The sequence below is a fragment of the Streptomyces sp. NPDC002044 genome, assembly GCF_040296725.1.
Taxonomy (GTDB): domain Bacteria; phylum Actinomycetota; class Actinomycetes; order Streptomycetales; family Streptomycetaceae; genus Streptomyces; species Streptomyces antarcticus.
The window spans coordinates 13,889-38,159 of the sequence record NZ_JBEOXU010000054.1 but is presented as its reverse complement, the minus strand read 5'-3'; the positions used below and the strand labels follow the sequence as shown (position 1 = coordinate 38,159).

Sequence of the window (24,271 nt, the reverse complement as noted above, 5' to 3'; positions counted from 1 at the left end):
CGGGGCGATGGGCGCGGTGGAGCTGGTGCCGCTGGTGGTCTGCGGGCTGTGCGGGAACCCGGGGGCCGGGACCGGCGCGGGCGCCGCCTGGCCCCGCCGCACACCCGGTCGCCGGCGCGCTGCTCTGGTCGGCGCCGCCGCTCGCGGTGTTCGTGCCGCCGGCGTCCCGGCGGTTCGCCCGCGGCACCGCCGGGTGAGGACGGCCGGGCGGGGGCGAAGAGGGCCGGGGGGTGACAGGGCGGGGTCCGGCGGGATAGGCATCGGTGCCATGGACACCGAAAGCTCCGCGCCCGAACCCCTCCCCCTGTCCGGCATCACCGTCGTCGCCGTCGAACAGGCCGTCTCGGCTCCCTTCGCCACCCGTCAGCTCGCCGACCTCGGCGCGCGGGTGGTCAAGGTCGAGCGTCCCGACGGCGGCGACTTCGCGCGCGCCTACGACACCGCCGCGCACGGTCTCGCCTCCCACTTCGTGTGGGCCAACCGCGGCAAGGAGTCGATCGCTCTCGACCTGAAGGACCCGCGCGGCCTCGACGTGCTGCACGGACTGCTGGCCGGCGCCGACGTGTTCGTCCAGAACCTGGCCCACGGGGCGGCCGCCCGGCTCGGGCTCGACTCGGCCGCGCTGTGCGGGCGCTACCCGCGGCTGGTCGCCGTCGACGTGTCGGGCTACGGCGCCGAGGGGCCGTACGCCCACAAGCGCGCCTACGACATGCTCGTGCAGTGCGAGGCGGGCCTGGTCTCGGTGACCGGGACGCCGGAGCGGCCCGTCAAGGCGGGCATCCCGGCCGCGGACATCGCGGCGGCCATGTACGCCTTCTCGGGCGTGCTCGCCGCCCTGCTGCGCCGCGGGGTCACGGGGCGCGGGGGCAGGGTGGAGGTGTCCATGCTGGACGCGCTCGCCGAGTGGATGGGGCATCCCCTGCACCACACGATGCACGGCGGGGAGCAGCCGGTGCGGACCGGGCTCGCGCACGCGGTGATCGCGCCGTACGACGCCTACGCGACGGCGGACGGGGACCGGGTGCTGCTGTCGGTGCAGAACGACCGCGAGTGGCGCAGGCTCGCCGAACAGGTGCTGGAGCAGCCCGTGTTGGCACAGGACCCGCAGTTCGCGACGAACGCGGCGCGCACCGCGAACCGGGAGCGGACCGACGCGGTCGTGGCCGGGGCGCTGGCCGGGCTGGGCGCGGATGAGGCGATCGGGCGGCTGGAGGAGGCGGGCATCGCCTGCGCGCGGCTGAACTCCGTGGCCCGGCTGGCCGGGCATCCGCAGCTCGCGGCGCGGGACCGCTGGCGGGAGGTGGGTTCGCCGGTGGGTCCGCTGCGGGCCCTGCTGCCGCCGATCGGGCTGCCGGGCGGCGCGGCACCGCACATGGGTGCGGTGCCCGCGCTGGGCGAGCACACCGGAGCCCTGCTGCGCGCCCTGGGGATGACGGACGCGCGGATCGCGGAACTGCGCCGGGACGGTGTGGTCGCGTAGGGCCGGGAAGCCGGGAGCCCGGGGGGGCGAAACGGCTGCGGTGCGGGGACGGTTTACGAACGGCGGCTGCCGAAGAGCGTGCGGCGCAGGCGGCGCAGCGGCGCGAAGAGCGAGACGCGCGCGCTCCTGCTCCGCAGGCGGTGCGTGTGGTCGCGCGAGGTGAGCTCGCGCATCAGCAGCGTCGCCTCGGCGGCGTCCCGGTGCGGGACGGCGGGACCGCCCAGCACCGCGAGATGGCGGTCGAGGCGCGAACTGGTCGCGTTGCTGCCGCAGGTGATGGCAGGCACGCGAGGCGGCCTGCTGCGCATTGCTATTTGTTCCATGATCTCTCCCCACCCGTACGAGGGCACCCGGCCCGGGCAGGTTAACCCTATCGCCCCCGCGTCGCGCCCGGGTATCCCGGTGGTGTGAATTACCCCTGTGGCGACGGGGAGTTGACGATTACTCAGCGGAGTCATCCGTCACTCTCCGCACAGATCCGGCGCCGGACCGCGCCCGTTCGCGGACGGGCCCGCAAGTCCCGTCGCGACAGGGGTCACTTCCGGCCCGCTGCGCTAACTTGGAGTGATCATCCGGTGACGCATGGACGCACATGGGGGCGCGCGTGAGTGACAACGTGGGTGACGAGGACCGGGAACCGGCCGCCGACCGTGTCATATCGGGCCGCTACCGGCTGCTGGAACCGCTCGGCCGCGGCGGTATGGGTGTCGTGTGGCGGGCCCGGGACGAGGTGCTGGCCCGCGACGTGGCCGTCAAGGAGGTGCGCGCGCCGGCCGGGCTGGACGCGGCCGGGCTGCAGCGGATGTACCGGCGGCTGGAGCGGGAGGCGTGGGCCGCGGCCCGGATCTCGCACCGCGGGGTCGTGACGGTGTACGACGTGGCGTCCGAGGACGGGCGGCCCTGGATCGTGATGGAGCTGGTGCGCGGGCTCTCGCTGGCCGAGGTGCTGGACGCCGAGGGCCCGATGTCCCCGCAGGCGGCCGCGCACCTCGGGGAGCAGGTGCTGGCCGCGCTGCGGTCGGCGCACGACTCGGGGGTGCTCCACCGGGACGTCAAGCCCGGGAACGTGCTGCTGGCCAACGACGGCCGGGTGGTGCTGGGCGACTTCGGGATCGCGAGCCTGGAGGGGTCCTCGGCGATCACCATGACGGGAGAGATGGTCGGCTCCCCCGAATACCTCGCGCCGGAGCGGGCGTTGGGGCGCGATCCGGGTCCCGCGTCGGACCTGTGGTCGCTCGGGGTGACGCTGTACGTGGCCGTCGAGGGGATCTCGCCGTTCCGCCGGGCCGCCCCCCTCGACACCCTGGAGGCCGTGGTCGAGGCGGAGCCGCCCCCGGCGCTGCGGGCCGGGGCGCTGGCGCCCGTACTGGAGGGGCTGCTGCGCAAGGACCCGGCCGAGCGGCTCGCCCCGGCGGAAGCGGCCCGGATGCTGCGGCTGGTGGGCGCGGGCGGGACCGTACGGGCCGCCGGCAGGCCGGGGGCGGAGGGGCCGACGGCCGTGGCGCACCCCGGGCAGGAGCCACCGGGCGGCGGGACCACGGGCGGCGGGGCTCCGGGCGGCGGGGTGCCCGGAGCCTCCGGGAACGGGGCCTCCGGGAACGGAGGTCCGTACGGGGCGGCCGCGCGGGCTCCGCGGGAGGGCCGGGCCGGGCTGGTGCTGACCGCCGGGATCGTGGTGCTGCTGCTGGCGCTGGCCGCGCTGGGGTGGCTGCTGTTCGGGGGCCGCGGGGACCCCGGCGGGAGCGGCGGGGCTCCGGCGCGGACGGAACCCGCCCCGGGGGCGGCCGGGTCCGCGGGCGCGGGCTCCCCCGCCGCGTCCTCGCGGCCCGCGCCGGTCTCGCCGTCGGACACCGGGCAGGCGTACCCCGGCGTGTACGTCGACGCCGTGCGCGCGTCCTACCGCGGCGGCTGCCCGCCGCCCGCGAAGCGCGCCCCCGCCTTCACGGCGACGGTCGAGGTGGACCGTACGCCGGCCGTGCTGGAGTACCGCTGGGCCACGCGGAGCGGGAGGAGCTCGGGGTCCGGCTGGCAGTCGCTCGCGTACGAGGAAGGCGGGCCGGTGAGCCGGCGGCTGGAGCACGCGGAGCTGACGTACGGGCCGGGGCCGGTCCTCACCGACGCGGTGCGGCTGGAGGTGCGCGGTCCGGCGGAGGTGACCTCCGCGTGGGTGGAGACGTCCGTGACGTGCGAGGAGGCGACCCCGACGAGCGGGACCGCCTCCCCCGGTACGAGTACGTCGCCGACACCGGACCCGGGGCCGGGCACGACACCCGACCCGGGGCCGGGCACGACACCGGACCCGGCACCGGCGCCCTCGGCGGCGCCCACGTCCGTCCCGGCGCCGGCGCCGTCCGCCCCGGGTACGACCGCGGAGGCGACGCCGGTGCCGGTGCTCCGGGCCGGTCAGGCGGCGTTCGTGAAGACCGGCAGGTAGCCGCCGGACTGTCCGGCCGCGGTGGGGTGGTACGACTCGCCGATGTTGAGCCAGTTGAGACTGTGCAGCCACGGGCCGGCGGAGCAGATCTCGTGGCCGGTGAAGGCGCCGGCCACCGAGGCGAAGGTGAAGCCGTGGTCGGCGGCGCGCTTGGCGATGGCGGCGTTGAGGTGGTCGGACGCGCCGTTGATGGCGGCGCGCTCGCCCTCGGTCAGGCCGGTGACGCAGGAGCCGCTCAGCTTGTAGAAGCGGGGATAGCCGAGGACGACGACGCGGGCGGCCGGCGAGCGGCTGTCGATGGCGTTGTACACCTGGTCGAGCTGGCCGGGGAGGGTGGAGTTGACGTATGCCTTGGCCTGGTTGACGCGGTTGACGCAGGTGGACTCCGACTGGAGCACACAAGTCGTCATGACGTCGGCGAATCCGGCGTCGTTGCCTCCGATGGTGACGGACACCAGGTCGGTGCCGGAGTTGAGCGGGGCGAGCTGACCGGCGAGGAGGTCCCCCGTACGGGCGCCCGAACAGGCGACGAAGGAGAAGCTCTGCGGGGAGTGGGCGGCGGCCCACAGGGCGGGGTAGGCGCGGGTGGAACGCTTGCAGTTGCCGCTGGCGCCGTCGTAGTTGCCGGCGCCGACGCCGGAGGAGTACGAGTCGCCGAGGGCGACGTAGCCGAAGTCGGCCTGGGCGGCGGCCGCCTGACCTGCCCCGAAGAGCGTGGCTCCCGCGGCGAGTAACAGGGAGGAGGTCAGGGCAGCGAAACGAGACATTCTCGTGCTCATGTATGCGGCTCCTAGTGGGGGTTACTCCTCAGTCCGTGGTACAAGGAACGGGGGTCCGCCGGAAGTGTTCATGCCAAGAAGTTTTGGCGCAGACCTGCGGTCCGAACCTTCACCCGCGAGGTGTTTGAAGAGGGAATCCGGCCACCCGATCCGGCGAAACACCCGTGCGCGGTGCCGGTTCGTGCCGGATCATGGACGCCATGCCAGCCAACCCGCATGACGCGCTGCCGATCCGGCTCAACGTCGACGACAGCGACTCGCCGTCGGACGTCGTCGACGCGCTGTTCCTCGGCCGCTTCGCCTCCGGCGAGCAGCCGTTCTCGCACAGCGTGTCGATCGACCGCGTGAAGGCGGGGGCGAGCCTGCTGCCGCCCGAGGCGACCGTGCTGCGCTCGGCCCGGGACAGTGACCGCAGCGCCACGCTCGCCGAGGGCGAGGGCTGGACCATGCTGGTCTCCCGGTGGAGCCGGGGCGCGGACGTCACCGTGACGGCCATCAGCGACGAACTCGCCGCCGGGGTGCTCGGCGAGGCCACGGAGGGGGTTCAGGACGATCCCGAACCGCAGCCCGAGAACGTCACGATGGGCTTCTGGTACGTCTCCCCGCGCCGGGGCCCGTACCGGACGACCCGCCAGATCGGGGCCGGTACGTGGGCCGAGGTGCGGCCCAACTACACGGCGCCGGTGGCCGGGGCGCTGGACCGGCTGATGAAGGTGACCCCGGACGACATCGCGGGCCGGCTCCTCCTGCTGCACGGCCCGCCGGGGACGGGCAAGACCTCCGCGCTGCGCACGCTGGCCCGCTCGTGGCGGGACTGGTGCCAGGTGGACTGCGTCCTGGACCCGGAGCGGCTGTTCAACGACGTGGGCTACCTGATGGACATCGCGATCGGCGAGGACGAGGGCACGGCGAAGGGCCGGTGGCGGCTGCTCCTGCTGGAGGACTGCGACGAGCTGATCCGCGGCGAGGCCCGGCACACGGCGGGGCAGGCGCTGTCCCGCCTGCTGAACCTGACGGACGGGCTGCTGGGGCAGGGCCGCAACGTCCTGGTGGGCGTCACGACCAACGAGGACCTGGAACGGCTCCACCCGGCGGTGGTCCGGCCGGGGCGCTGCCTGGCCCGCGTCGAGGTCGGCCGGCTGACCCACCGGGAGGCGGTGGACTGGCTGGGCACCGAGGAGGGCGTCCCCCGCGAGGGCGCGAGCCTGGCGGAGCTGTACGCCCTCCGGCGCGGCACGGGCCCGACGTCGCTCCTGCCGCCGCAGCCCCACGGCCCGGAGGCGGGCCTCTACCTCTAGCCTCCGGCGCGGCGGCGGGGTCCCGGCGGCGGGCGGGGCCGGTGCGGAACGCGCCCCCGGCCGCAACGGGACTCCGGCCGGGGGGTCTAGCCCGCCGCGTACCGGGCGCGGAGGGCTTCCGTGGCGGCCGCCAGGGCCTCCGCGTTCGTCAGGCCCAGCCGGTGGACCCGGTCCGCGTACGCCTGGGCCGCCGTCGCGGCCTCCCGCGCCGGGCCCTCCCCCGCGGCCGCGACGAAGGTGCCGTTGCGGCCGCGCGTCTCGACCACCCCGTCCGCTTCCAGCACCCGGTACGCCTTCGCCACGGTGTTGGCGGCCAGCCCCAGCTCCTGCGCCAGCCCCCGTACGGTCGGCAGCTTGAAGCCCGCCGGAAGCCTCCCCGACCGGGCCCGGTCGGCGATCTGGGCGCGCAGCTGTTCGTACGGGGCGGCCGAGCCGGCCGAGCCGTCGATGGAGATCTTGAGGTTCGTCGAGGTCACGCGGCTGATTCTGTCCCATCGGGGGTTAATTGGGAGGCGTCGCGGACGAGCCCGCACGTAGCGTCGTCCGCATGACCGTTCTCCTCCGGGACCTCCGCCACGACGATCCCTCGGACGCGGACTCCGTCGCACGGGTACGCCGCGCGGCCCTCCCCTTCCTGATCACCACCGCCCGGGGTGTCACCTTCGAGGCGGCCGCCGCGCACCCCGCCCGGCAGCTGCGCGTACTGGTCGCCGAGGACTCCGGCGGCCGGGTCATCGGCACCGCCCAGGTCGGCATCGCCCACGACAGCCCCGAGCCCGGCCAGTCCTACGTCAACGCGTACGTCGACCCGGCCCACCGCGGCCGCGGCGCCGGTTCCCTCCTGCTGCGCGGCGCCGAGGAGCACCTGGCCCGCCACGGTGCGGTCGACGTGTACGCCTGGGTCCTCGACGAGCCGTACAGCCGCGCCTTCGCCGAGCGGCACGGCTACCGGGCCGGCCGCTCCGCGCACTTCCTGCGCCTTGACCTCGCGGCGGCCGACCTGCCCGCGCTGCCGGAGCCGCTCCCGGAGGGGGTGGAGCTGCTTCCCGGGTCGGCCTTCGCCGCCGATCCCCGTCCCCTCTTCCGCGCCGACTCCGAGGCGACGTCCGACGAGCCGGGCGACGTCGCCATCACGCTCGACGACTACGAGGACTGGCTGGCGCGCACCTGGGACGACCCGGCCCTCGACAAGGAGCTGACCACGGTCGTCCTGGCCGGCGGCGAGGTCGCCGCCTTCACCGCGGCGCGGACCGACGGGGCCGCGCGGTACGGCTCGGCGATGACCGGCACCCTGCGCGCGTTCCGCGGCCGGGGCCTGGCCAAGCTCGCCAAGACCGACTCCCTGCGCCGGGCCCGCGCGGCCGGGTACACCGAGGCGTTCACCGGCAATGACGCGGGGAACACGCCGATGCTCGCCGTCAACGACTGGTTCGGCTATGAGATCTGCGCGACCGAGACGCGCTTCACGAGGAAACTGGGGACAGAGTGAGCGAGCAGCAACTGACCGTCGTCCTGACCAAGGCCGGACGCGTCAAGATCCGCTATCCGGCGGTCCCGCTGTCCGACGACGGCGACCGGATCTCCGTACGCGCCCCCTGGGCGGCCGGGACCGCGCGGGACTTCGGCTTCGTGCGCTTCGAGCCGGGCGACGTGTTCGTGGAGCACTTCTGGCGGACCCGCTGGTACGCGGTCAAGGAGGTCCGGACGGGCGACGGGGTCCTCAAGGGCTGGTACTGCGACGTCACGCGCCCGGCCCTGGTGCGCGGCGCGGAGATCCTGGTGGACGACCTGGACCTCGACCTGTGGGTCTCGGCGGACGGGACGTCCGTACTGCGCCTGGACGAGGACGAGTTCGCGGCGAGCGGCCTCGCCGGTTCGGACCCAGAGGCGGCCGCCCAGGCGGTACGGGCGCTGGACGCGCTGGACGAGCAGGCCCGCAAGCCGGCGGGCCTGTCGGCGCTCCTGCGCTAGGGGGTCGCCCACCAGGGGAGACGCCGTCGCCCTCCCGTGGGGAGCCGGGAGGGCGACGGCCCGGGATGGTCCGGGGCCACACCCTACGCACGGGACGGGGGCGCCGATAGGCATATGACAACGGAAGTTCCGGATGTCCCGACGCCGTCCCTAGGAGTCCGCGTCGTAGACGCCGGCCTCCACTTCGAGGGCCAGTTCCTGGAGGACGCCGATGGCGGAGACGTCCGTCCGGCCGCCGTCGTGGGCCATGGCGAGGCTGGTGAAGGCCAGGCTGAACCCGGCGACCATGGTCTGCAGGGCGGGCCCGAGCGCCTCCGCGACGAGGCGGGCCACCTGCTGGGGGGAGGACTCCGCGGGCACGCTGATCGAGGGCAGCATCTCGTTCAGCAGCTTGCTGACGACCCTCGTCTCCAGTTCGGGGCCGTCGTCGTCCTCGCCGGCCTCCGCGGCCCGGCGGATCTCCTGGGCTTCCGTGAGGATGCCGATGACTCGCTTGAGAACCTCTGCGCGCTCCATCCCCGGAGGGTAGCCGCCCGCCCCGGCCGCCGACCGGCGCATGTCGGGGTGCGGCCCCCGTCGCGGCCCTGGTGGCCAGGGCCGCACCCCGTACGGCCGAACGTACCCCGTCACCCCCTCCCACCGCTCCGCGTATCCGCGGGAGCCGCCGCCCGCCCGCGCGGGCCACCACGGCCGCGGGTGCGAACGGCCCGTCCGGGCACGGTTCCTGAGGGGCTGCTTACCCCGGCCTTAAGTGTCCCGTCATCTGCGATGCGCCACCGCGTCCCAGGCACCGGTTCGGCTAGACCTTCTTGCTGAAGCACCTTGAAGGCGCGGAGGGCGACTCCTCGGCTCACGCTGTACTCATCCATGACTTCCGCCAGCGAAGGCAACTCGGCCATCGCGGGCTCAGCAGTGATCCGTCCCTTGAGGTGGTCAGCAATCTTCAAGAAGGTCCCGCGTGGGCTCGCCTGCTCCGTAACTCAGTCTCCTTGTCGAACCAACAACTGGACCAAGAATCGCACGACGAGCCTTCGCCGCGGGTGCGGGGAGCAGCGGACCAATGGCCCAGCGACGCGGGGTAGGGCACGCCTACCTGCGGAGCGCGGCGCTCAGGTCAAGCACGGCCCCACTGCCGTGCTATCGCAAGTAGGCTGGCCGAGGAAGGGCAGGCGGCCGCGGCGACATGAGGTGGGCTACCACCTCAGGGGCAGCCGCCAAAACGGCAACGGCCTTGCAGTCCACTCCCACCCCTGTCCCGCGCAAGCTCACCACTGTGAGGCTTGCCCCACCTGTGATCAGCTTGGCCAAGTGGCGGGCCTTTTGCTTGTCCACGTAGCCGATCGGCTCCTTGCCGTAGCTGGGGTGAACAGCTACGGCAAAGGGATCATGGGGGTTGTCCGGCTCGGGTACCAATCGCAGGGGACGCCCCGGGCTGAGATCAGCCCGGCGGGCTGCCTTCGGGTAGTACTGGACTCCTCGCACATTGATCACGTAAAGACCGGCTTGCTGAAGCCGTCGATCAGTCGGGCCAACCAGCAGCCCTGTTTCGTCTTCGCAGAGACGTAGGCCACCACCGTATTCGACAAGATGCAGCCGATGAAGGACCCCAGGCGCCGGCACGAATCGATCTGCGGGCCCGTCCGACGGAACATACATGACCTTCCCCCTTGGGGCGTTTCGGGTGTCGACGCCGGGCTCAGTTACGGGAAGCCATTCGGGGAGCACCGGAGCCGATCAGCCTGGATCTGTGTGGACAGAAAGGGACGATAGGCCCTGCAAGCCCTTGGGATATGCAACTGCGGGCCGGTTTGTGGTGGGGAGCTACCATCACTGAAATCACATCAAAGGAAGCCGACTCTTCCAATGCAGGCGAGCTTCCCTGTAACGATAGAAAGGATCGGTCTCCGTGCTCTCGAATTGCCATCGATAAAATATTCCGACATATCCGATGAGGATTGAGCTGGAGAAAGTGGTAAGTCGACCCAAGCTAGGACTGACACTTCCCAATCCTTTTCCTATAGAAATGATGGAAACTTCGCCCAGGTTGCGTTGCATCCTCCATGTATCGCGATCCTTGAACGTGACCATTTGAACGCTGTGCAGCGAGCCTTCGCCATCGAGGAACGGTGCGAATTCTGGCGGGACTGCGAATCCGTCCGCTTCCATTCGGCAACCCATATGTTTCACGACGTATCGAGCCAGGTCAACGGTAGACGAGGACCAGTCGTTTCCGTAGATGGAGTACATATCCATGAATCTCGACAAGTGGAGCCGATCGCTCCGCTCCCAAATGTGCTCCGCGAATTGATCATAGGCGCGATCAAACTTCTGACTCCGGGCATTGTTGCAGTTAGCGCAAAGATTCGAGGCGAACCGCACCCTGGATGACTTACGGAGAGAGCGGATGGATTCTACCCTGTCTCCGTCACCCCACAGTAGACCTGCGCCATCAGCGTTGAGTCGCCTCAACTCACTGTGTTTGAACTTGTGCTCTGCCGTGTCGGCGCCATTCCCGCACCACCAGCAGTTTCCCGTTCGCGCGGTTCGGTATGGGTTGAGTTCTTGGCCGTGCATGAATTCTGCATTCATGTTTCGCTCCGAGAAAGCAAACCTGACGAACATCTGGTGGTTCAGGTTCGCTGCTGTCGCCATACTCGTCAAGCATTTAACAGGCTCCACACGGGCCTCTTGGAGCCGTGTGCTCCCCTGTGCTTCCATGTGCGCCTTCCCGAACCGCGTAGCTGGCGAGACGCTGCGAGCGTCCGTTTGACAGCTCGGGAGGAGACGCGGGAGTGACCCAGCCGAAGTGTGGGGCTGCGAAGAAGGGCGGTGGTCGGTGCAGGAGGCTGGCCATCGTCGGCAGCGGCCAGTGTCACCAGCATCAGGGTGAGTGGACAGACCGCGGGGTGGCAGACCGCAAGGAGCATGAGGCCAAGGCGAAGAAGCGGGAGTTAAGGAAGAAGAAGCGGTCTTGGTGGTGACCTTCACCGACATCCCCAGCTGACCACAACGGGGTTGTACAGCGGCACTCATGGGAGCCGAGGAGAGGCGTTGCGTCCTGGACTCGGCCACAGGCCGTAGCCGCCGGGCGAGCTTACAAAGCAGATGTCGACCGATGCCGAGCCCGGCCCCGGGGAGCCATCCGGGGAGCCACCGGAGGCGACACGGCTTGGATCCGTGTGGACGCACATGGACGACAGGACGCGCGGGCGCTTGGGGTGGACAGGTGTTGAGGGGTTCGTTCCTGAGGTGGCTCTTGCCCCTGCCTTAAGTGGAGCCTAAGGATCGGGTTCCGGGGGCTCGGGCCCGGGAAACGGGGGGTTCCGCGGGCTAGCTTGGCTGAGCCAGGGAGGGCCGGAGGCGGCGCCGCATCCCCCGTCGGGGGCGGCGCCGCACTGCCCGGCACCGCTGGCACACCCCTGTCTTGTGCTCCGAAGGAGATCCACCCATGCCCGTACGCCGCCGCACCGTCACCCGTATCGCCGCCGCAGGTCTCGCCCCGCTCGCGGTGGCCGCGTACGCCGCCGTGCCCGCGGCCGCCCACGGGTCGATGACGGACCCGGTCAGCCGGGTGGCGGCGTGCTACGCGGAGGGGCCGGAATCACCCAGGTCCGCCGCGTGCAAGGCGGCCGTGGCGGCGAGCGGGGCGCAGGCGTTCTACGACTGGAACGCGGTGAACATCGCCAACGCGGCCGGGCAGAGCAGGTCGCTGATCCCGGACGGCCAGCTGTGCTCGGCGGGGAACAGCAAGTACAAGGGGCTGGACCTGCCCCGCGCCGACTGGCCGTCGAGCCCGATGACGGCGGGCGCGCACACCTTCCGTTACAAGGGGACGGCTCCGCACAAGGGGTCCTTCGAGCTGTACGTGACGAAGGACGGGTACGACCCCGCCAAGCCGCTGAAGTGGTCCGACCTGGAGCCCGCGCCGTTCCTGAAGTCCACCGACCCGGGCATGCAGAACGGCGACTACGTCTTCTCCGGGACCGTGCCGAAGAAGACCGGCCGCCACCTGATCTACAGCGTCTGGCAGCGCTCGGACAGCCCGGAGGCTTTCTACACCTGCTCGGACGTGGTCTTCGGCAAGGACAACGGCGGCGGCGGGGACGGCGCGGGCACCGGCGGGGCGACGGGCGGGGCGGCCGGCGGCAGCGGCGCCACGGCCGGCGGCACCGGCGGCACCGGTACCGCGGGCGGCGGGAGCGGCAAGCCGAGCACCAGCCCCAGCGCGAAGCCGAGTTCCACTCCCTCGGGCCAGCCCTCCGGCGAGCCGTCGGACCAGCCCGGCACCGGACCGGTGGCGCAGGTCCCGACGGACCAGCAGATCGCCGCCGGCGCGGACAAGTCCTCGGTGGAGCACAACGGCCACGGCGACAACGACCCGAAGACGAACGGCAAGGCCGTCTCCGCCCCCGTGCAGGCGGGATCCCCGGACGGCTCGAACCTCGCGGAGACCGGCGGCAGCGGCGCCACCCCGGTCATCGCGATCGGCGGGGCCGCCGTCCTGGCCGTCGGCGCGGCCGTGCTGTTCGGTGTGGCCCGCCGCCGCGCGACGGCGGGCCGCCACGGCCGCTAGTGCCGTGGCCGGAATGCCGGGGGGCCGCGGTCCGGCGGCCGCGGCCCCCCGGACCGCCTGTGCGTCAGTCGAAGACCGACGCGCAGGTGGTCCGTTCGGCGTGGGCCGGGTCGAGGGCGTTCAGCGCCTCGTGCCAGGCGATCCGGTCGGTGAGGCCGATGGCGACGTGCTCCGAGAAGTCCACCGCGCACAGGTCCTGGAGGACGACGTTCCGTACGTTCGGGCCGTCGAGGAACTGGGTCCGGTACGGGGTGACCACCTGGTCGTACCTGGTCGCGATCACCGTGTACTTGACCCCGGGAACGGTGTCCCCGCCCGCGTTCAGCTTGTTCTGGAAGGCGGACCCGGCGATCTGGTCGGCCAGCCCCGGGGTCGCGGCGCTGATCAGGTCCTCGGCGCCGGGGAAGTACGGGAGCAGCTTGGTGAGGCCGAGCAGGGTGGTGCCGTGATTGTCGGGGGCCAGCCCGATCAGGGCGTTGACCTTGTCGGCGCCGCCGAGGAACTTCAGGTAGTAGCGCGGCATCATGCCGCCCTGCGAGTGCCCGATGACGTCGGTCTTGGCGGTGCCGGTCGCGGCGAGGACCCGGTCGACGAAGACGTCGAGCTGGCCGGCCGACTTGTCGATGGGGCCGAGCCCGTTGAAGAAGGGCACGCCGGGCAGTTGCCCGTAGTCGAGCGAGTAGACGCAGTAGCCGCGGTGCACGAGGTAGGGCGCGAGGCCCAGCCAGTTGTCCACGGAGTTCCCGAAGGTGCCGTGGACGAGCACGACGGGACGCGGGTGCGCGGCGGACGGCTTGCAGGACCAGTTGTTCCAGCCGCTGCTGGGTGCGGACGCGGCCTGCGCGGCGCCGGTGGGGGCGACGAGCGCTGCGGCGGCGAGGGTGAGAACGGCCAGCGGGCGGAGCAGGCGTCTCCAGGGCAGCATCGTGTGATCTCCTTGCGGTTGCGACTCAAGGGGATGGCGCGGGGGATGGGGCGTGGGGGCTCGTCCCGTGATCCGGATCACAAGGGGTGCTGCTGCCGTCAAATTACGGGCGGGTAGCAAAACTGGGAAGTTACGCGTCGGTAAAAAATCGGCGTGTCGTCCCGCGGCCTGTTAAGCGCGGCCCGTCGCACGGCGCGTCGCGTGCCCTCGCGCCGCCACCGCGCCGCCACCGCGCCGCCCGTTACGCCGCCAGCGTGCCGCGGGCGATGGCGTGCGGGCCGAAGCGGGCCCGGACCCGGTCGGTGACGGCTTCCAGGCGGCGGGCCTTCTCGTCCTCGGGGTCGAAACTGAGCTGCCGCGCGGCCCGTTCGGCCGGCGCCAGGTCCTCGGCCCGCAGCGACAGCGCGCGGACCCGGGCCCGCTGCAGGCCGAGGCCCGCGTAGAGGGCGTAGGCCGTGGCGGTCAGGACGGCGGTGTGCGCGGTGGGTTCGGCGAGGGTGCGGGTACGGGTGAGGGTGGTGCGGTCGGCGCAGCGGACGGTGAGCGAGAGGGTGCGGCAGACCTGCCCCTGCCCGGGTCCTTGTGTACGAAGCCGGGCACCGAGTTCCTCCGTCAGCGAGAGCAGTGCCCGCCGGTGCCGTACGGGGTCCAGCTCGTCCCGGCCGAAGGGCCGTTCGGCCGCGACGGCCCGGGCGGCGGCGCCCGGCCGGACGGCGACGGGGTCGATCCCGAGGGCGCGCTCGCGCACCTCACGGCCGAGCCTGGCCCCGAGGATGCGCCGCAGCGCGGCGGGCGGGGCGGCGGCGACCCGCCCGACGGAGTCGAGACCGTAGGAGCACAGGGTCCGGGCGGCCTTGGCGCCGACCCCGTCGAGGTCGGTGACGGGGCGGCCGGCCAGGAACTGCGCCACGGCGGCGGGCTCGTCGGGGACCACCAGGGTCTCCCCGGGGCGGGCGTCGCGCGCGGCGGTCCGGGCCAGCATGGGGTTCCCGGCGACGCCCGCGGCGGCGTCCACCCCGTACAGGGCCAGGGCCCGGACCCGGACCACGGCGGCCAGCCGGGCGGCGTCGCAGCCGAAGTAGCGCAACGCGCCCCGGACATCGGCGAGCGCGGCGTCGGGCGGCAGCGCCTGCACGGCCGGGGTGAGGCCGCCGAGCAGCGCCAGCACCCCGGTGTACGCCTCCGCCCCGAGCGGTCCCCCGTCGGCGGGGCGCAGCCGCAGGCACATCACGGCGCGGGGCGCGCCGGCCCGGGTCATCCCGCGCTCCCGGGGCTGGAGTGCCACAGCTTGCGGCCGGTGGCGGGGCCGGTGCCCGGGGGCTGGAGGTCGGCCCAGGGGTTCATCTCGTACCCCGTGGACATGCGGATCCGGCGACCGGTCCCGGAGCCGGCCGCCCCTTCCCCGTCCCCGGATGCCCGGGCCCCTTCCCCGGCCGCCCGCGGCCCCGCCCCGGCGCCGGCCGCCTCCGCGCCGCCGTCGTCATCACCATCGCCGCCGCCCCCCACGCCGTCTCCGCTCCGGCCCCGGCCGTCCCCGCCCGAGGCCAGGCGGGCCGCGACCGCGTCCAGGCCGCCCGACGCCCGCAGTTCCACCAGCTCCGCGAGGTTCCACGCCGCCGCCCCGACCACGCTCAGGCTCTGCGGGCCCCGGCGCTGCACGACGCCCCGCACCAGCAGCAGGAAGGAGTGGAAGACGGTGTGCGCGCAGCGCTCGTGGCTGTCGTCGAAGAAGGCCAGGTCGACCAGGCCCGTCCCGTCGTCCAGCGTGGTGAAGATGACCCGCTTCCCGGACCGGATCGGCGGGGTCTGGGTGGCCGCCTTGGCTCCCGCGACCAGCACCGTCTGTCCGTGCGCGGTGTCCCGCAGCCGCCGGGCCGGGATCACGCCCAGCTCGGTCAGGAAGGCGTGGTGGTCGCTCATCAGGTGCCGGGACGCGTCCATGCCGAGGACGCCCAGCTCGGCGCTGAGCCGTTCCGCGTCGGTCAGGTCGGGCAGCCCGACGGAGGCCGTGGACCGGCCTCCTTCCAGCGGGAGCTGAGCACCGCCGCGGGCTCCGGCCGCCCGCTGCGCGCCGTGCAGCTCCGTCAAATGGAGCAGCAGGTCGCGGCGGTTGGCGCCGAAGCCGTCCAACGCGCCCACCTGGGCGAGCCGTTCGGCGACCGGACGTCCCGGATGTGCCCGGTCCCAGAAGTCGCGCAGGGAGGCGTAGGGCTGCCCGTCCTCGATCCGGCGCGCCTCGGCCTCGCTGATGCCGAGCACGTCGGACAGGCCGAGCCGCAGCCCCCACACCCCGCCCACGCCCACGCCCGCGCTCACGCCCGCACCCGCACCCGCACCCGCACCCGCACCACCCATATCAGACACCAGTTCGATACGGTGGGCGACCGCCGACCGGTTCACGTCCAGCGGCAGCACCGGCACGCCCCGCCGCCTGGCGTCCGCCAGCAGCAGCCGCTTCGGGTACATCCCCGGGTCGTGGGTGAGCAGTCCGGCGTAGAAGGCCGCCGGGTGGTGCGCCTTCAGCCACGCCGACTGGTAGGTCGGCACCGCGAAGGCCACCGCGTGCGCCTTGCAGAACCCGTACGACCCGAAGGCCTCGACGATCTCCCAGGTACGGGCGATCACTTCCACCGGGTAGCCGCGCCCGGCGGCCGTCGCCGCGAACCAGACCTTGATGCGCCCCTGCGACTGCGGGTCGGACAGCCCGCGCCGCACCCGGTCCGCCTCGTCGCGCCCACAGCCGGTCATGACGTGCACGATCTCGATGATCTGCTCGTGGAAGACGACCACCCCGTACGTCCCGCGCAGCGCGTCGGCCAGGTCGGGGTGCGGGAAGCGGACGGGCGCCCGGCCGTGCCGGGCCTCGATGAAGGGCCGCACCATGTCGGCGGCGACCGGTCCCGGCCGGAACAGCGAGATGTCGACCACCAGGTCGTGGAAGGTGGACGGCTGGAGCCGCCCCACCAGGTCGCGCTGGCCCGGGGACTCGATCTGGAAGCAGCCCAGGGTCTCGGCCGAGCGGATCAGCCGGTACGTCGCCTCGTCGCCCGGCGGCACCTGCGCCGGGTCGTCCAGGTCGAGCTCCTCCCCCGTGCCGCGCCGGATCTCCGCGACCGCGTGCGCCATCGCGGACTGCATCCGTACGCCCAGCACGTCCAGTTTGAGCAGTCCGAGGTCCTCGACGTCGTCCTTGTCGAACTGGGACATGGGGAACCCCTCGCCGCTGGTGGGCACCACCGGTGTACGGGCGAGCAGCGAGGCGTCGGACAGCAGCACCCCGCACGGGTGCATGGCGCTCCCGCGCGGCAGCGCGTCCAGGGACTCGACGAGTTCCCACAGCCGCCCGTACGACTCCCCGCGCACGTCGCGCAGTTCCGGCAGTTCCTCCAGCGCGGCGCGGGCGTCGCGGGCCCGGATGTGCGGGAAAGCCTTGGCGAGCCGGTCGACGGCGGCCGGGTCCATGGACAGGGCGGCGCCGACGTCCCGGATGGCGTGCCGGACCCGGTAGGTCTCGGGCATGGAGACGGTGGCGACCCGCTCGGTGCCGAACCGGTCGATGATGCGCCGGTAGACCTCCAGCCGGCGGGCGGACTCCACGTCGACGTCGATGTCGGGCAGGACGCGCCGGCGCTTGGACAGGAAGCGCTCCATGAGCAGGCCGTGCTCGACGGGGTCGGCGTGCGCGATACCGATCAGGTGGTTGACGAGGGAGCCGGCGCCGGAGCCGCGGGCGGCCACCCGGATCCCCATCTCCCTTACGTCGTCCACAACTTGAGCGACCGTCAGGAAGTACGAGGCGTAGCCGTGGTAGGCGATGACGTCGAGTTCCTGGTGCATCCGCTCCCAGTACGCGCGCTCGCCCGCGTAACCGCGCAGCACCATGCCCGCGGAGGCCCGGGAGGTGAGCACCCGCTGGGCGCTGCGGCGGGCCGCGCCGACGAGCCGGGCCTCGGGGAAGTGCACGGAGCCCATGCCGAGGTCGTCCTCCGGGTCGACGGCGCACGCCTCGGCCGTACGCCGGGTCTCCGCGAGGAGCCGGCGGGCGTCGGCGGGGCGCAGGCCGGCGGCCTCGGCGACCCGGTCGGCGGTCTCGGCCATGGCGGCGGGGTCCTTGAGCCAGCGTTCGCCGGTGTCGAGCGGCCCCCGGGGGTCGATGGGGACCAGCCGCCGGGCGGCGTCGAGGATGTCGGCGACGGGGCCCTGGCCGGGGTCGGCGTACCGGACGGCGTTGCTGAGGACGGCCGGGACGCCCTGCTCGGCGGCGAAGCCGACGGTACGGGCGGCCAGCCGGAGCGAGCCGGGGCCGGTGCCGGTGCGGCCGTGGTGGACGGCCTCCAGGCGCAGGGAGTCCCCGTACACCTCGCGCCAGGGCCCGAGGAGGCGGGCGGCCCGGTCGGGGCGCCCGGCGGCGAGCGCCCGCCCCACCTCGGAACCGGGCCCGAGCAGGACGTACACGCCGCCTCCGCCGAGGGCGCCCCAGGGCACGACCGGCGGTCCGGAACGGGCCCCGGTCACCGGCCCGGACCCGGCCGGCTCATCGCCGCCGGCCGCGTGGGCGGCGGTCACCAGCCGGCACAGCTCGGCCCATCCGGCGGCCCCGTCCCGGGCCAGGAAGACCGCGCGCGGGGCGGACTCGTCGATGAAGGCGCCGCCCTTGACCGGGTTGCGCCGCCGGTACGAGAGCTCGGCGGATCCGGCGCCCGGGCCGGCCGGGCCCCCCGACCCGGCCGACCCGGCGAACCCGGCGAACCCGCCCGGCCCCCCGTCCGGAGCACCCGAACGGCCGCCCGAACGGCCGCCCGGACCGCCGCCGCCCGGCCGCGCCGGAGGCGACACGGCCAGGTCCGCCCCGAACAGCGGCCGGATGCCCGCCTTCGCGCACGCCTTGGCGAAGCGCACCGCACCCGCGAGGGTGTCCCGGTCGGTCAGGGCGAGGGCGTCCATGCCCCGCTCCGCGGCCCGTTCCGCCAGCCGGTCCGGGTGTGATCCCCCGTAGCGCACGGAGAACCCCGAAACGGTGTGCAGATGCGTAAAACCAGGCACCCGCGGCCTCCCTGCTTCGCTCGAAAGAAACACCTCCCCCGCTCTCCACCATAGAGCAATTCGAATACACGTGCGAAACACGTGTTCGGTCATCCGTTGGGTCATCCATTCGGTCCTCCCCTGCTGCGCCCCGCCCCCGCCGCGCCGAGCGTGGGGGGCATGAACCAGCCCACCGAGAGCACCGCAGCAGGCCCGTCCGGCGGCTTCCTCGCCGAGGTCAAGGACGCCGTGACCACCCGGGCGGCCCTGCTGGTCCTGGGGGTGCTGGCCCTCCAGCTCGCCTTCATCACCTCGTACATCGGGGCCTTCCACCACCCGAAGCCCCACGACATCCCGATCGCGGTGGCCGCCCCCCTCGCACCGGTCGCCCAGCAGTCCGCGCAGCGGCTCGACGCCCTGCCCGGCGACCCGCTCGCCCCCCGCACCGTCAAGGACGAGGCCGCGGCCCGCGTCCGGATCGAGAACCGGGACGTCGACGCCGCGCTGATCATCGACCCGTCCGGCACGATCGACCGGCTGCTGGTCGCCAGCGGCGCCGGCGCCTCCCTCTCCCAGGCCGTCGAGGAGATCGTGGGCCTCGCCGAGCAGAGCCAGGGCCGCACCGTCCGGATCGTCGACGTGGCCCCGGCCGCCGCCGGCGACGGGCGCGGACTGAGCGCCTTCTACCTGGTCGTCGGCTGGTGCGTGGGCGGCTACCTGTGCGCCGCGATCCTCGCGATCAGCGCCGGCGCCCGCCCCGCGAACTCCGCCCGCGCCGTCATCCGGCTCGGCGCGCTGCTCGCGTACGCGATCGTCGCCGGGCTGCTCGGCACGGTCATCGCCGGCCCGGTCCTGGGCGCCCTGCCCGGCTCGGTCATGGCGCTGTGGGGGCTGGGCACCCTGGTCGTCTTCGCGGTCGGCGCGATCACCCTGGCCCTCCAGGGGCTGGCGGGCGTGGTCGGCATCGGCCTCGCGATCCTGCTGGTCGTGGTGTTCGGCAACCCGAGCGCGGGCGGCGCCTACCCCTACCCGCTGCTGCCGCCGTTCTGGAGCGCCATCGGCCCCGCCCTGCCGCCGGGCGCCGGCACGTACGCCGCGCGCTCCCTCGCGTACTTCAGCGGCAACGGCGCGGGCGGACCGATGCTGGTACTGGCCGGCTGGGCGGTCCTCGGCGCCGCGGTCACGCTCGCCTGCGCGATCTTCCGCAAGGGCAGGCCCGGTGCGGCGGTCGGCAGCGGGCTCCCCGACGACGCGCCGGCCGTCCCCCGGTTCGCCGGGGAGGGAACGGACGCCCGTTGAACGACCCGGGGCCTGCGGGTACCGCCGACGGGCCACCTCCTCGCGCCCGCCGAGTGACCCGGGGCATGATCGACCCGTGATCACCACACTCGCCGTCGAGAACTACCGCTCCCTGCGGAAACTGGTCGTCCCGCTGGGCCGGCTCACCGTCGTGACGGGCGCGAACGGGACCGGCAAGTCCAGCCTGTACCGCTCGCTGCGCCTGCTCGCCGACTCCGCCCGCGGCGGCGCCGTCGCCGCGCTGGCCAGGGAGGGCGGGCTGCCGTCCACTCTGTGGGCGGGGCCGGAGAAGCCCGGCCGGGCGGTGCGCGAGGGGCAGCACCCGGTCCAGGGCACGGTCCGGACCGAGCCGGTCAGCCTGCGTCTGGGCTTCGCGGGCGACGAGTTCGGGTACGCCGTCGACTTCGGGCACCCGGCCCCGGTCCCGGACTCGCTCTTCTCCCTGGACCCGGAGATCAAGCGCGAGTGCACCTGGGCGGGCCCCGTGCTGCGCCCGGCCGCCCTGCTGTCGGACCGGGCGGGCCCCGCCGTACGCACGCGCACGGCCGACGGCGGCTGGCACCGGACGCAGAACGCCCTGCGCCCGTACGACTCCGTGCTCAGCGAGCTCGCCGACCCCCAGCTGGCCCCCGACCTCCTCGCCCTGCGCGAGCTGATGCGGTCCTGGCGGTTCTACGACCACGTCCGCACCGACGCCGGGGCGCCCGCCCGGACCCCGCGGATCGGCACCCGTACGCCCGTGCTCGGCGCCGACGGCTCGGACCTGCCCGCCGCGCTCCAGACGATCCGCGAGACCGGGGACCACGCCGCCCTGGACGAGGCCGTCGAAGCCGCCTTCCCCGGCAGCCGGGTCTCCGTCACCGAACGGGACGGCCGCTTCGAGCTGGAACTCCACCAGCACGGCCTGCTGCGTCCGCTGGGCGCCGCCGAGCTCTCCGACGGCACCCTGCGCTACCTGCTCTGGACGGCCGCCCTGCTGACCCCGCGGCCGCCCGCCCTGATGGTGCTGAACGAGCCGGAGACCAGCCTCCACCCGGAGCTGCTGGCACCGCTCGCGGAGCTGATCCTCACGGCCTCCCGGAACACCCAGACGGTGGTGGTCACCCACGCCGACCCGCTGGCCGGGGCCCTGGCGGCCGGAACCCGCCGGCACCGGGTGGACCTGCGGACGGTCACCCTGGTCAAGGAGTCCGGCCGCACCGAGGTCGCGGGCCGCGAGGGCCCGCTGGACGAACCGCTCTGGTACTGGCCCCGGCGCTGACGCCGCCGGGGGTCAGCCGGCCTCGTGGACGACCTCGCCCGCCACGACGACCACCTCCGCCACCGTGCCCAGGATCCGCTCCGGCGCGACGGCGAGGATGTCCCGCGACCACACCACGAAGTCGGCCGCCTTGCCCACGGCCAGCGAACCCCGCTCCGCCTCCAGGAAGTTGGCGTACGCCGACCCCATCGTGTAGCCGTACACCGCCTGTGCCACGTCCACCGTCTCGGCCGGCTGCCACGGGTCGCCGCCGTCCAGCGGGCGGCGCGTCACCGCCGTGTAGATGCCGACCATCGGGTCCATCTCGGCGACGTTCCAGTCGCTGGAGAAGGCCAGCACCGCGCCCGCCTCCCGCAGGCTCCGCATCGGCCACGCCTTGTGCCAGCGGTCCTCGCCCACGTTCTCCGCCCAGTCCTGGCCGGGGCCGGCGATCTCCGGCGCGCAGTGCCGCGGCTGCATGCACGCGACCACGCCCAGCTCCGCGAAGCGCGGCACGTCCGCCGGGTCCAGGCACTCCACGTGCACGACCTGGTGGCGGGCGTCGCGCGGGCCGTTCACCGTACGGGCGTGCTCGACCGCGTCCAGCACGGTACGGATGCCCCGGTCACCGGTGGCGTGCACGAAGCACTGGAAGCCCCGCGCGTCCAGCCCGGCCAGCAGTTCCGCGAACTCCTCCGCCGGGTAGAAGGTCTCGCCCCGGTGCGCGCCGCAGCCGGTGTACGGCTCCAGCAGCGCGGCCGTGCGCGGTTCCACCACGTCGTCGATGTACAGCTTGAGCGGGCCCACCCGCAGCCGGTCCCCCGCGTACATCCGGGCGGCGGCGGCGAATCCGTCGAGCTCCTCCTCCGTGGTGCCGCGCGGGTGGAACAGCGCGGCGACGATCCGCGAGCGCAGCCGCCCCTCCGCCCGGGCCCGCTCGTACAGCTCCAGGTCGTCGAGGGAGTTCTGCGGTTCCACCACCGTGGTGATGCCGAAGCCGATGGCGTCGTCGAGGCTCTTCGCGAGGCGCCGGTACTGCCGCTCCGGCGAGGCCCAGGGCACGCCCAGGTCGCGCAGCTCCCGGTGGCCGTCGCGGGAGAGCCCCTTGACGGCGAAGTCCTTGACGAACCCGGTGGGCTCGCCGCTCTCCGGGTCGGTCGCGGCCGTGCCGAAGGGGAGGTCGGTGCGGTCGCGGGTGACCCCCAGGCGCCGCATGGCCGCCGTGTTCAGCCAGGCCGTGTGCACGTCGTACGAGAGCACGATCGCGGGGGTGTCCCCGGTGACCGGGTCCAGGTCGGCCGCGCACGGCATCCGCCCGCCCGGAACGGCCGAGTAGTCGAAGGACTCCGCCTCGATCCACTCCGCGTCCGGGTGCGCCTCCCGCCAGGTGCCGATCCGGTCGAGGATGGCGTCCAGGGTGCGGACCCCGGCCAGTTGCACGCACGCGTCGTCGGAGCCGAGCCGGACGTGGTTGTGGGCGTCGATGAAACCGGGCAGCACCAGCTTCCCGCCCGCGTCGAGCACTTCGGTGCCGGGCCCGGACCACTGCCCGGCCTCGGCGTCGGAGCCGACCCAGACGATCCGGCCGTCGTGCACGGCGAGGGCCTCGGCCTCGGGACGGGCGGGGTCGACGGTGTGGATGCGGGCTCCGGTGAGGAGCAGGTCTGCGGGGAAGGGACGCGGTGCCATGGGGGGTGCTCCTGTGCGGGGTGGACGGCGCGGGCCGGTACGGGGGCGGGAGGGTCAGGCGGGGGGGCAGGCAGGGGGGGCAGGAGGCGTGCGGGTCAGGCGGCCGGCGCGTACGCGGGTGTCCGGCGTACGAGGGCCCAGTACGTCAGCCCGGACACCACGGCGCCGAGCAGGGTGAGGTCGGCGCCGCCGAGCGGGGCCACCAGCGGGCCGGTCCACAGCTCGGAGTCGCAGGTCAGGGCCGCGAAGGCCATACCGGTGAGCAGGGCGGCCAGGCCGGCCGGGTGGTAGCCGGCGCGGTACCAGTAGGCGCCCGCGCGCCCGGCGTGCAGCGCGTCGGAGTCGTAGCGGCAGCGGCGCAGCAGCATGTCGGCGAGGAAGACCCCGCCCCAGGGCGCGAAGACGATGATCAGCAGGGAGAGGAAGGAGAGCAGGGAGGTGGTGAAGTCGGTGAGGAACAGCGCGCCCAGCGATCCGGCGGCGGTCACGGCGGCGCTGATCACGATGGCCCGGGCGCGGCTCCAGGGGATGCCGAGGACCTGGAGGTTCAGGCTGGACGAGTAGAGGGTGATGATCGAGTTGGTGACGGACCCGCCGAGCACCAGGGCCAGGAACAGCGGCTGGAACCAGCCGGGCAGCAGGCTCTCGGCCCCCGCGACGGCGTCGGTCATGTCGGTCTGGGTCGCGGCGGCCACCCCGGCGACGCCGAGGGCCACCGAGGAGACGAAGCCGCCCAGTGCCCCCATCCAGGTGATCGACTTCAGCGTGGTGGTGCGGGGCAGGTAGCGGGTGTAGTCGGCGGGCATCGGCAGGTACGAGAACGGCCCGGCCAGCATGACCACGAAGGCCAGGCTCCAGCCGGACAGGCCGGGGGCGGCGGCGGGGGCGGCGGTGTCGGCGCCCGGCAGGACGAAGACGAGCAGCACGCCGAAGCCGGCGGCGAGGACGTAGGCCATCCAGCGCTCGGCGAACTGCACGGTGGCGTGGCCCCACATCGCCACGGCGAAGGTCAGCGCGAGGGTGAGGGCGAGCGCGAGGGCCCGGACGCCGCTCCCGGTGCCGAGGCCGGTCTCGGCGAAGAAGACCTCCAGGGCCAGCGTCCCGACGACGGTGTTGACGATGGTGTAGCCGATGCTCACCACCCAGTTGAGGGCTCCGGCGGGGAGGTTCCCGCGGACGCCGAAGGCCGCGCGGGAGATGACCAGGGTGGCGGTGCCGGTGCGGATGCCGCCGAGGCCGGCGGCGCTGATGGCGAAGAAGGACAGTCCGCTGATCACGACCACGGCGGTGGCCTGCCAGAAGGAGAGGCCGAAGGCCACGGCGAGGGCCCCGTTGATCACGTAGGTGAAGGTGAGGTTCGAGCCGAACCAGAGCCAGAAGAGGTCCTTGGCGCTGCCGTGGCGCTCCGCGTCGGGGATGGGGTCGATGCCGTGGGTCTCCACCCGGAAGACCTCGTCGACGTCGGGCGTCGTCTCCTGCTGTGTCATGCGCCGTACCCCTGACCGTACTGGACCTTGAACGACGTTCTAGGTTCTTGAATGGCATTCAAGATGCGGGGCGA

The 24,271-nt window shown here is 73.5% G+C and carries 18 protein-coding genes; 8 read left to right on the top strand and 10 right to left on the bottom strand.

The genetic code is table 11. The features are described 5' to 3' along the window. The first annotated feature begins 268 nt into the window (after positions 1-268). Positions 269-1,480, top strand: coding sequence for a CaiB/BaiF CoA transferase family protein (locus tag ABT106_RS16005; RefSeq protein ID WP_351277220.1), 1,212 nt, complete (start codon positions 269-271; stop codon positions 1,478-1,480). Positions 1,481-1,533: 53 nt separating this feature from the next. Here the strand turns inward: ABT106_RS16005 and ABT106_RS16000 are convergent, their stop codons facing one another. Then, positions 1,534-1,803, bottom strand: coding sequence for a hypothetical protein (locus ABT106_RS16000; protein WP_351277218.1), 270 nt, complete (start codon positions 1,801-1,803; stop codon positions 1,534-1,536). A 269-nt stretch (positions 1,804-2,072) separates the two neighbouring features. Between ABT106_RS16000 and ABT106_RS15995 the strand changes: the two genes are divergently transcribed. Continuing rightward, entirely contained in the window at positions 2,073-3,914 is a 1,842-nt protein-coding gene (locus tag ABT106_RS15995; RefSeq protein WP_502979389.1) for a serine/threonine-protein kinase, read from the top strand. Here ABT106_RS15995 and ABT106_RS15990 read toward each other — a convergent pair. After that, positions 3,884-4,681, bottom strand: a complete 798-nt coding sequence (locus tag ABT106_RS15990) for an SGNH/GDSL hydrolase family protein (protein WP_351277212.1) — start codon at positions 4,679-4,681, stop codon at positions 3,884-3,886. The genes ABT106_RS15995 and ABT106_RS15990 overlap by 31 nt on opposite strands. A gap of 212 nt (positions 4,682-4,893) precedes the next feature. On the opposite strand from ABT106_RS15990, the gene ABT106_RS15985 reads away from it, so the two are divergent. After that, positions 4,894-5,991: a DUF5925 domain-containing protein gene (locus ABT106_RS15985; RefSeq protein WP_351277209.1), complete on the top strand. Its 1,098-nt coding sequence runs from the start codon at positions 4,894-4,896 to the stop codon at positions 5,989-5,991. 86 nt (positions 5,992-6,077) lie between these two features. On the opposite strand, the gene ABT106_RS15980 is transcribed toward ABT106_RS15985, so the two are convergent. Continuing rightward, complete coding sequence (locus tag ABT106_RS15980; protein ID WP_351277206.1) at positions 6,078-6,467, bottom strand: GntR family transcriptional regulator; 390 nt, start codon at positions 6,465-6,467, stop codon at positions 6,078-6,080. A 71-nt stretch (positions 6,468-6,538) separates the two neighbouring features. On the opposite strand from ABT106_RS15980, the gene ABT106_RS15975 reads away from it, so the two are divergent. Both ABT106_RS15975 and ABT106_RS15970 read left to right on the top strand, forming a co-directional pair. Beyond that, positions 6,539-7,480 carry a GNAT family N-acetyltransferase gene (locus ABT106_RS15975; RefSeq protein ID WP_351277203.1) on the top strand — a complete coding sequence of 314 codons (942 nt, stop codon included), beginning with the start codon at positions 6,539-6,541 and terminating at the stop codon, positions 7,478-7,480. After that, positions 7,477-7,962, top strand: a complete 486-nt coding sequence (locus tag ABT106_RS15970; RefSeq protein ID WP_351277200.1) for a ribonuclease FAU-1 family protein — start codon at positions 7,477-7,479, stop codon at positions 7,960-7,962. Before ABT106_RS15975 ends, ABT106_RS15970 begins: the two co-directional genes overlap by 4 nt. Before the next feature lie 150 nt (positions 7,963-8,112). Here ABT106_RS15970 and ABT106_RS15965 read toward each other — a convergent pair whose 3' ends face one another. Further along, positions 8,113-8,478 (bottom strand): hypothetical protein, encoded by a 366-nt coding sequence (locus ABT106_RS15965; protein ID WP_351277197.1) that lies wholly within the window; start codon positions 8,476-8,478, stop codon positions 8,113-8,115. 621 nt (positions 8,479-9,099) lie between these two features. Continuing rightward, positions 9,100-9,618 (bottom strand): HIRAN domain-containing protein, encoded by a 519-nt coding sequence (locus tag ABT106_RS15960; RefSeq protein ID WP_351277194.1) that lies wholly within the window; start codon positions 9,616-9,618, stop codon positions 9,100-9,102. Positions 9,619-11,410: 1,792 nt separating this feature from the next. Here ABT106_RS15960 and ABT106_RS15955 point away from each other — a divergent pair. Beyond that, positions 11,411-12,535 (top strand): lytic polysaccharide monooxygenase auxiliary activity family 9 protein, encoded by a 1,125-nt coding sequence (locus ABT106_RS15955; protein WP_351277191.1) that lies wholly within the window; start codon positions 11,411-11,413, stop codon positions 12,533-12,535. Positions 12,536-12,599: 64 nt separating this feature from the next. On the opposite strand, the gene ABT106_RS15950 is transcribed toward ABT106_RS15955, so the two are convergent. The 3 genes from ABT106_RS15950 to ABT106_RS15940 all read right to left on the bottom strand — a co-directional run bounded on the left by ABT106_RS15950 (position 12,600) and on the right by ABT106_RS15940 (position 18,503). Then, on the bottom strand, positions 12,600-13,460 hold the full coding sequence (locus ABT106_RS15950; protein WP_351277188.1) for an esterase/lipase family protein: 861 nt from the start codon (positions 13,458-13,460) through the stop codon (positions 12,600-12,602). A gap of 241 nt (positions 13,461-13,701) precedes the next feature. Beyond that, complete coding sequence (locus ABT106_RS15945) at positions 13,702-14,718, bottom strand: DNA polymerase Y family protein (RefSeq protein ID WP_502979388.1); 1,017 nt, start codon at positions 14,716-14,718, stop codon at positions 13,702-13,704. Next, positions 14,715-18,503 carry a DNA polymerase III subunit alpha gene (locus ABT106_RS15940; RefSeq protein ID WP_351277185.1) on the bottom strand — a complete coding sequence of 1,263 codons (3,789 nt, stop codon included), beginning with the start codon at positions 18,501-18,503 and terminating at the stop codon, positions 14,715-14,717. Before ABT106_RS15940 ends, ABT106_RS15945 begins: the two co-directional genes overlap by 4 nt. Before the next feature lie 159 nt (positions 18,504-18,662). On the opposite strand from ABT106_RS15940, the gene ABT106_RS15935 reads away from it, so the two are divergent. Together ABT106_RS15935 and ABT106_RS15930 are read left to right on the top strand one after the other, a co-directional pair. Further along, positions 18,663-19,781: a DUF3533 domain-containing protein gene (locus ABT106_RS15935; RefSeq protein WP_351277182.1), complete on the top strand. Its 1,119-nt coding sequence runs from the start codon at positions 18,663-18,665 to the stop codon at positions 19,779-19,781. Positions 19,782-19,857: 76 nt separating this feature from the next. After that, entirely contained in the window at positions 19,858-21,042 is a 1,185-nt protein-coding gene (locus ABT106_RS15930) for an AAA family ATPase (RefSeq protein WP_351277179.1), read from the top strand. Between the two features lie 12 nt (positions 21,043-21,054). On the opposite strand, the gene ABT106_RS15925 is transcribed toward ABT106_RS15930, so the two are convergent. Then, entirely contained in the window at positions 21,055-22,710 is a 1,656-nt protein-coding gene (locus tag ABT106_RS15925; protein ID WP_351277177.1) for an amidohydrolase, read from the bottom strand. 95 nt (positions 22,711-22,805) lie between these two features. Further along, complete coding sequence (locus tag ABT106_RS15920) at positions 22,806-24,197, bottom strand: purine-cytosine permease family protein (protein WP_351277175.1); 1,392 nt, start codon at positions 24,195-24,197, stop codon at positions 22,806-22,808. Positions 24,198-24,271: the final 74 nt, after the last annotated feature.

Coding starts and splice junctions, on each gene's coding strand:
- ABT106_RS15950 (WP_351277188.1), bottom strand. CDS start 13,460: ATGCTGCCCTGGAGACGCCTGCTCCGCCCGCTGGCCGTTCTCACCCTC.
- ABT106_RS15975 (WP_351277203.1), top strand. CDS start 6,539: ATGACCGTTCTCCTCCGGGACCTCCGCCACGACGATCCCTCGGACGCG.
- ABT106_RS15960 (WP_351277194.1), bottom strand. CDS start 9,618: ATGTATGTTCCGTCGGACGGGCCCGCAGATCGATTCGTGCCGGCGCCT.
- ABT106_RS15955 (WP_351277191.1), top strand. CDS start 11,411: ATGCCCGTACGCCGCCGCACCGTCACCCGTATCGCCGCCGCAGGTCTC.
- ABT106_RS15990 (WP_351277212.1), bottom strand. CDS start 4,681: ATGTCTCGTTTCGCTGCCCTGACCTCCTCCCTGTTACTCGCCGCGGGA.
- ABT106_RS15945 (WP_502979388.1), bottom strand. CDS start 14,718: ATGACCCGGGCCGGCGCGCCCCGCGCCGTGATGTGCCTGCGGCTGCGC.
- ABT106_RS15985 (WP_351277209.1), top strand. CDS start 4,894: ATGCCAGCCAACCCGCATGACGCGCTGCCGATCCGGCTCAACGTCGAC.
- ABT106_RS15920 (WP_351277175.1), bottom strand. CDS start 24,197: ATGACACAGCAGGAGACGACGCCCGACGTCGACGAGGTCTTCCGGGTG.
- ABT106_RS15925 (WP_351277177.1), bottom strand. CDS start 22,710: ATGGCACCGCGTCCCTTCCCCGCAGACCTGCTCCTCACCGGAGCCCGC.
- ABT106_RS15965 (WP_351277197.1), bottom strand. CDS start 8,478: ATGGAGCGCGCAGAGGTTCTCAAGCGAGTCATCGGCATCCTCACGGAA.
- ABT106_RS15995 (WP_502979389.1), top strand. CDS start 2,073: ATGGGGGCGCGCGTGAGTGACAACGTGGGTGACGAGGACCGGGAACCG.
- ABT106_RS16000 (WP_351277218.1), bottom strand. CDS start 1,803: ATGGAACAAATAGCAATGCGCAGCAGGCCGCCTCGCGTGCCTGCCATC.
- ABT106_RS16005 (WP_351277220.1), top strand. CDS start 269: ATGGACACCGAAAGCTCCGCGCCCGAACCCCTCCCCCTGTCCGGCATC.
- ABT106_RS15935 (WP_351277182.1), top strand. CDS start 18,663: ATGAACCAGCCCACCGAGAGCACCGCAGCAGGCCCGTCCGGCGGCTTC.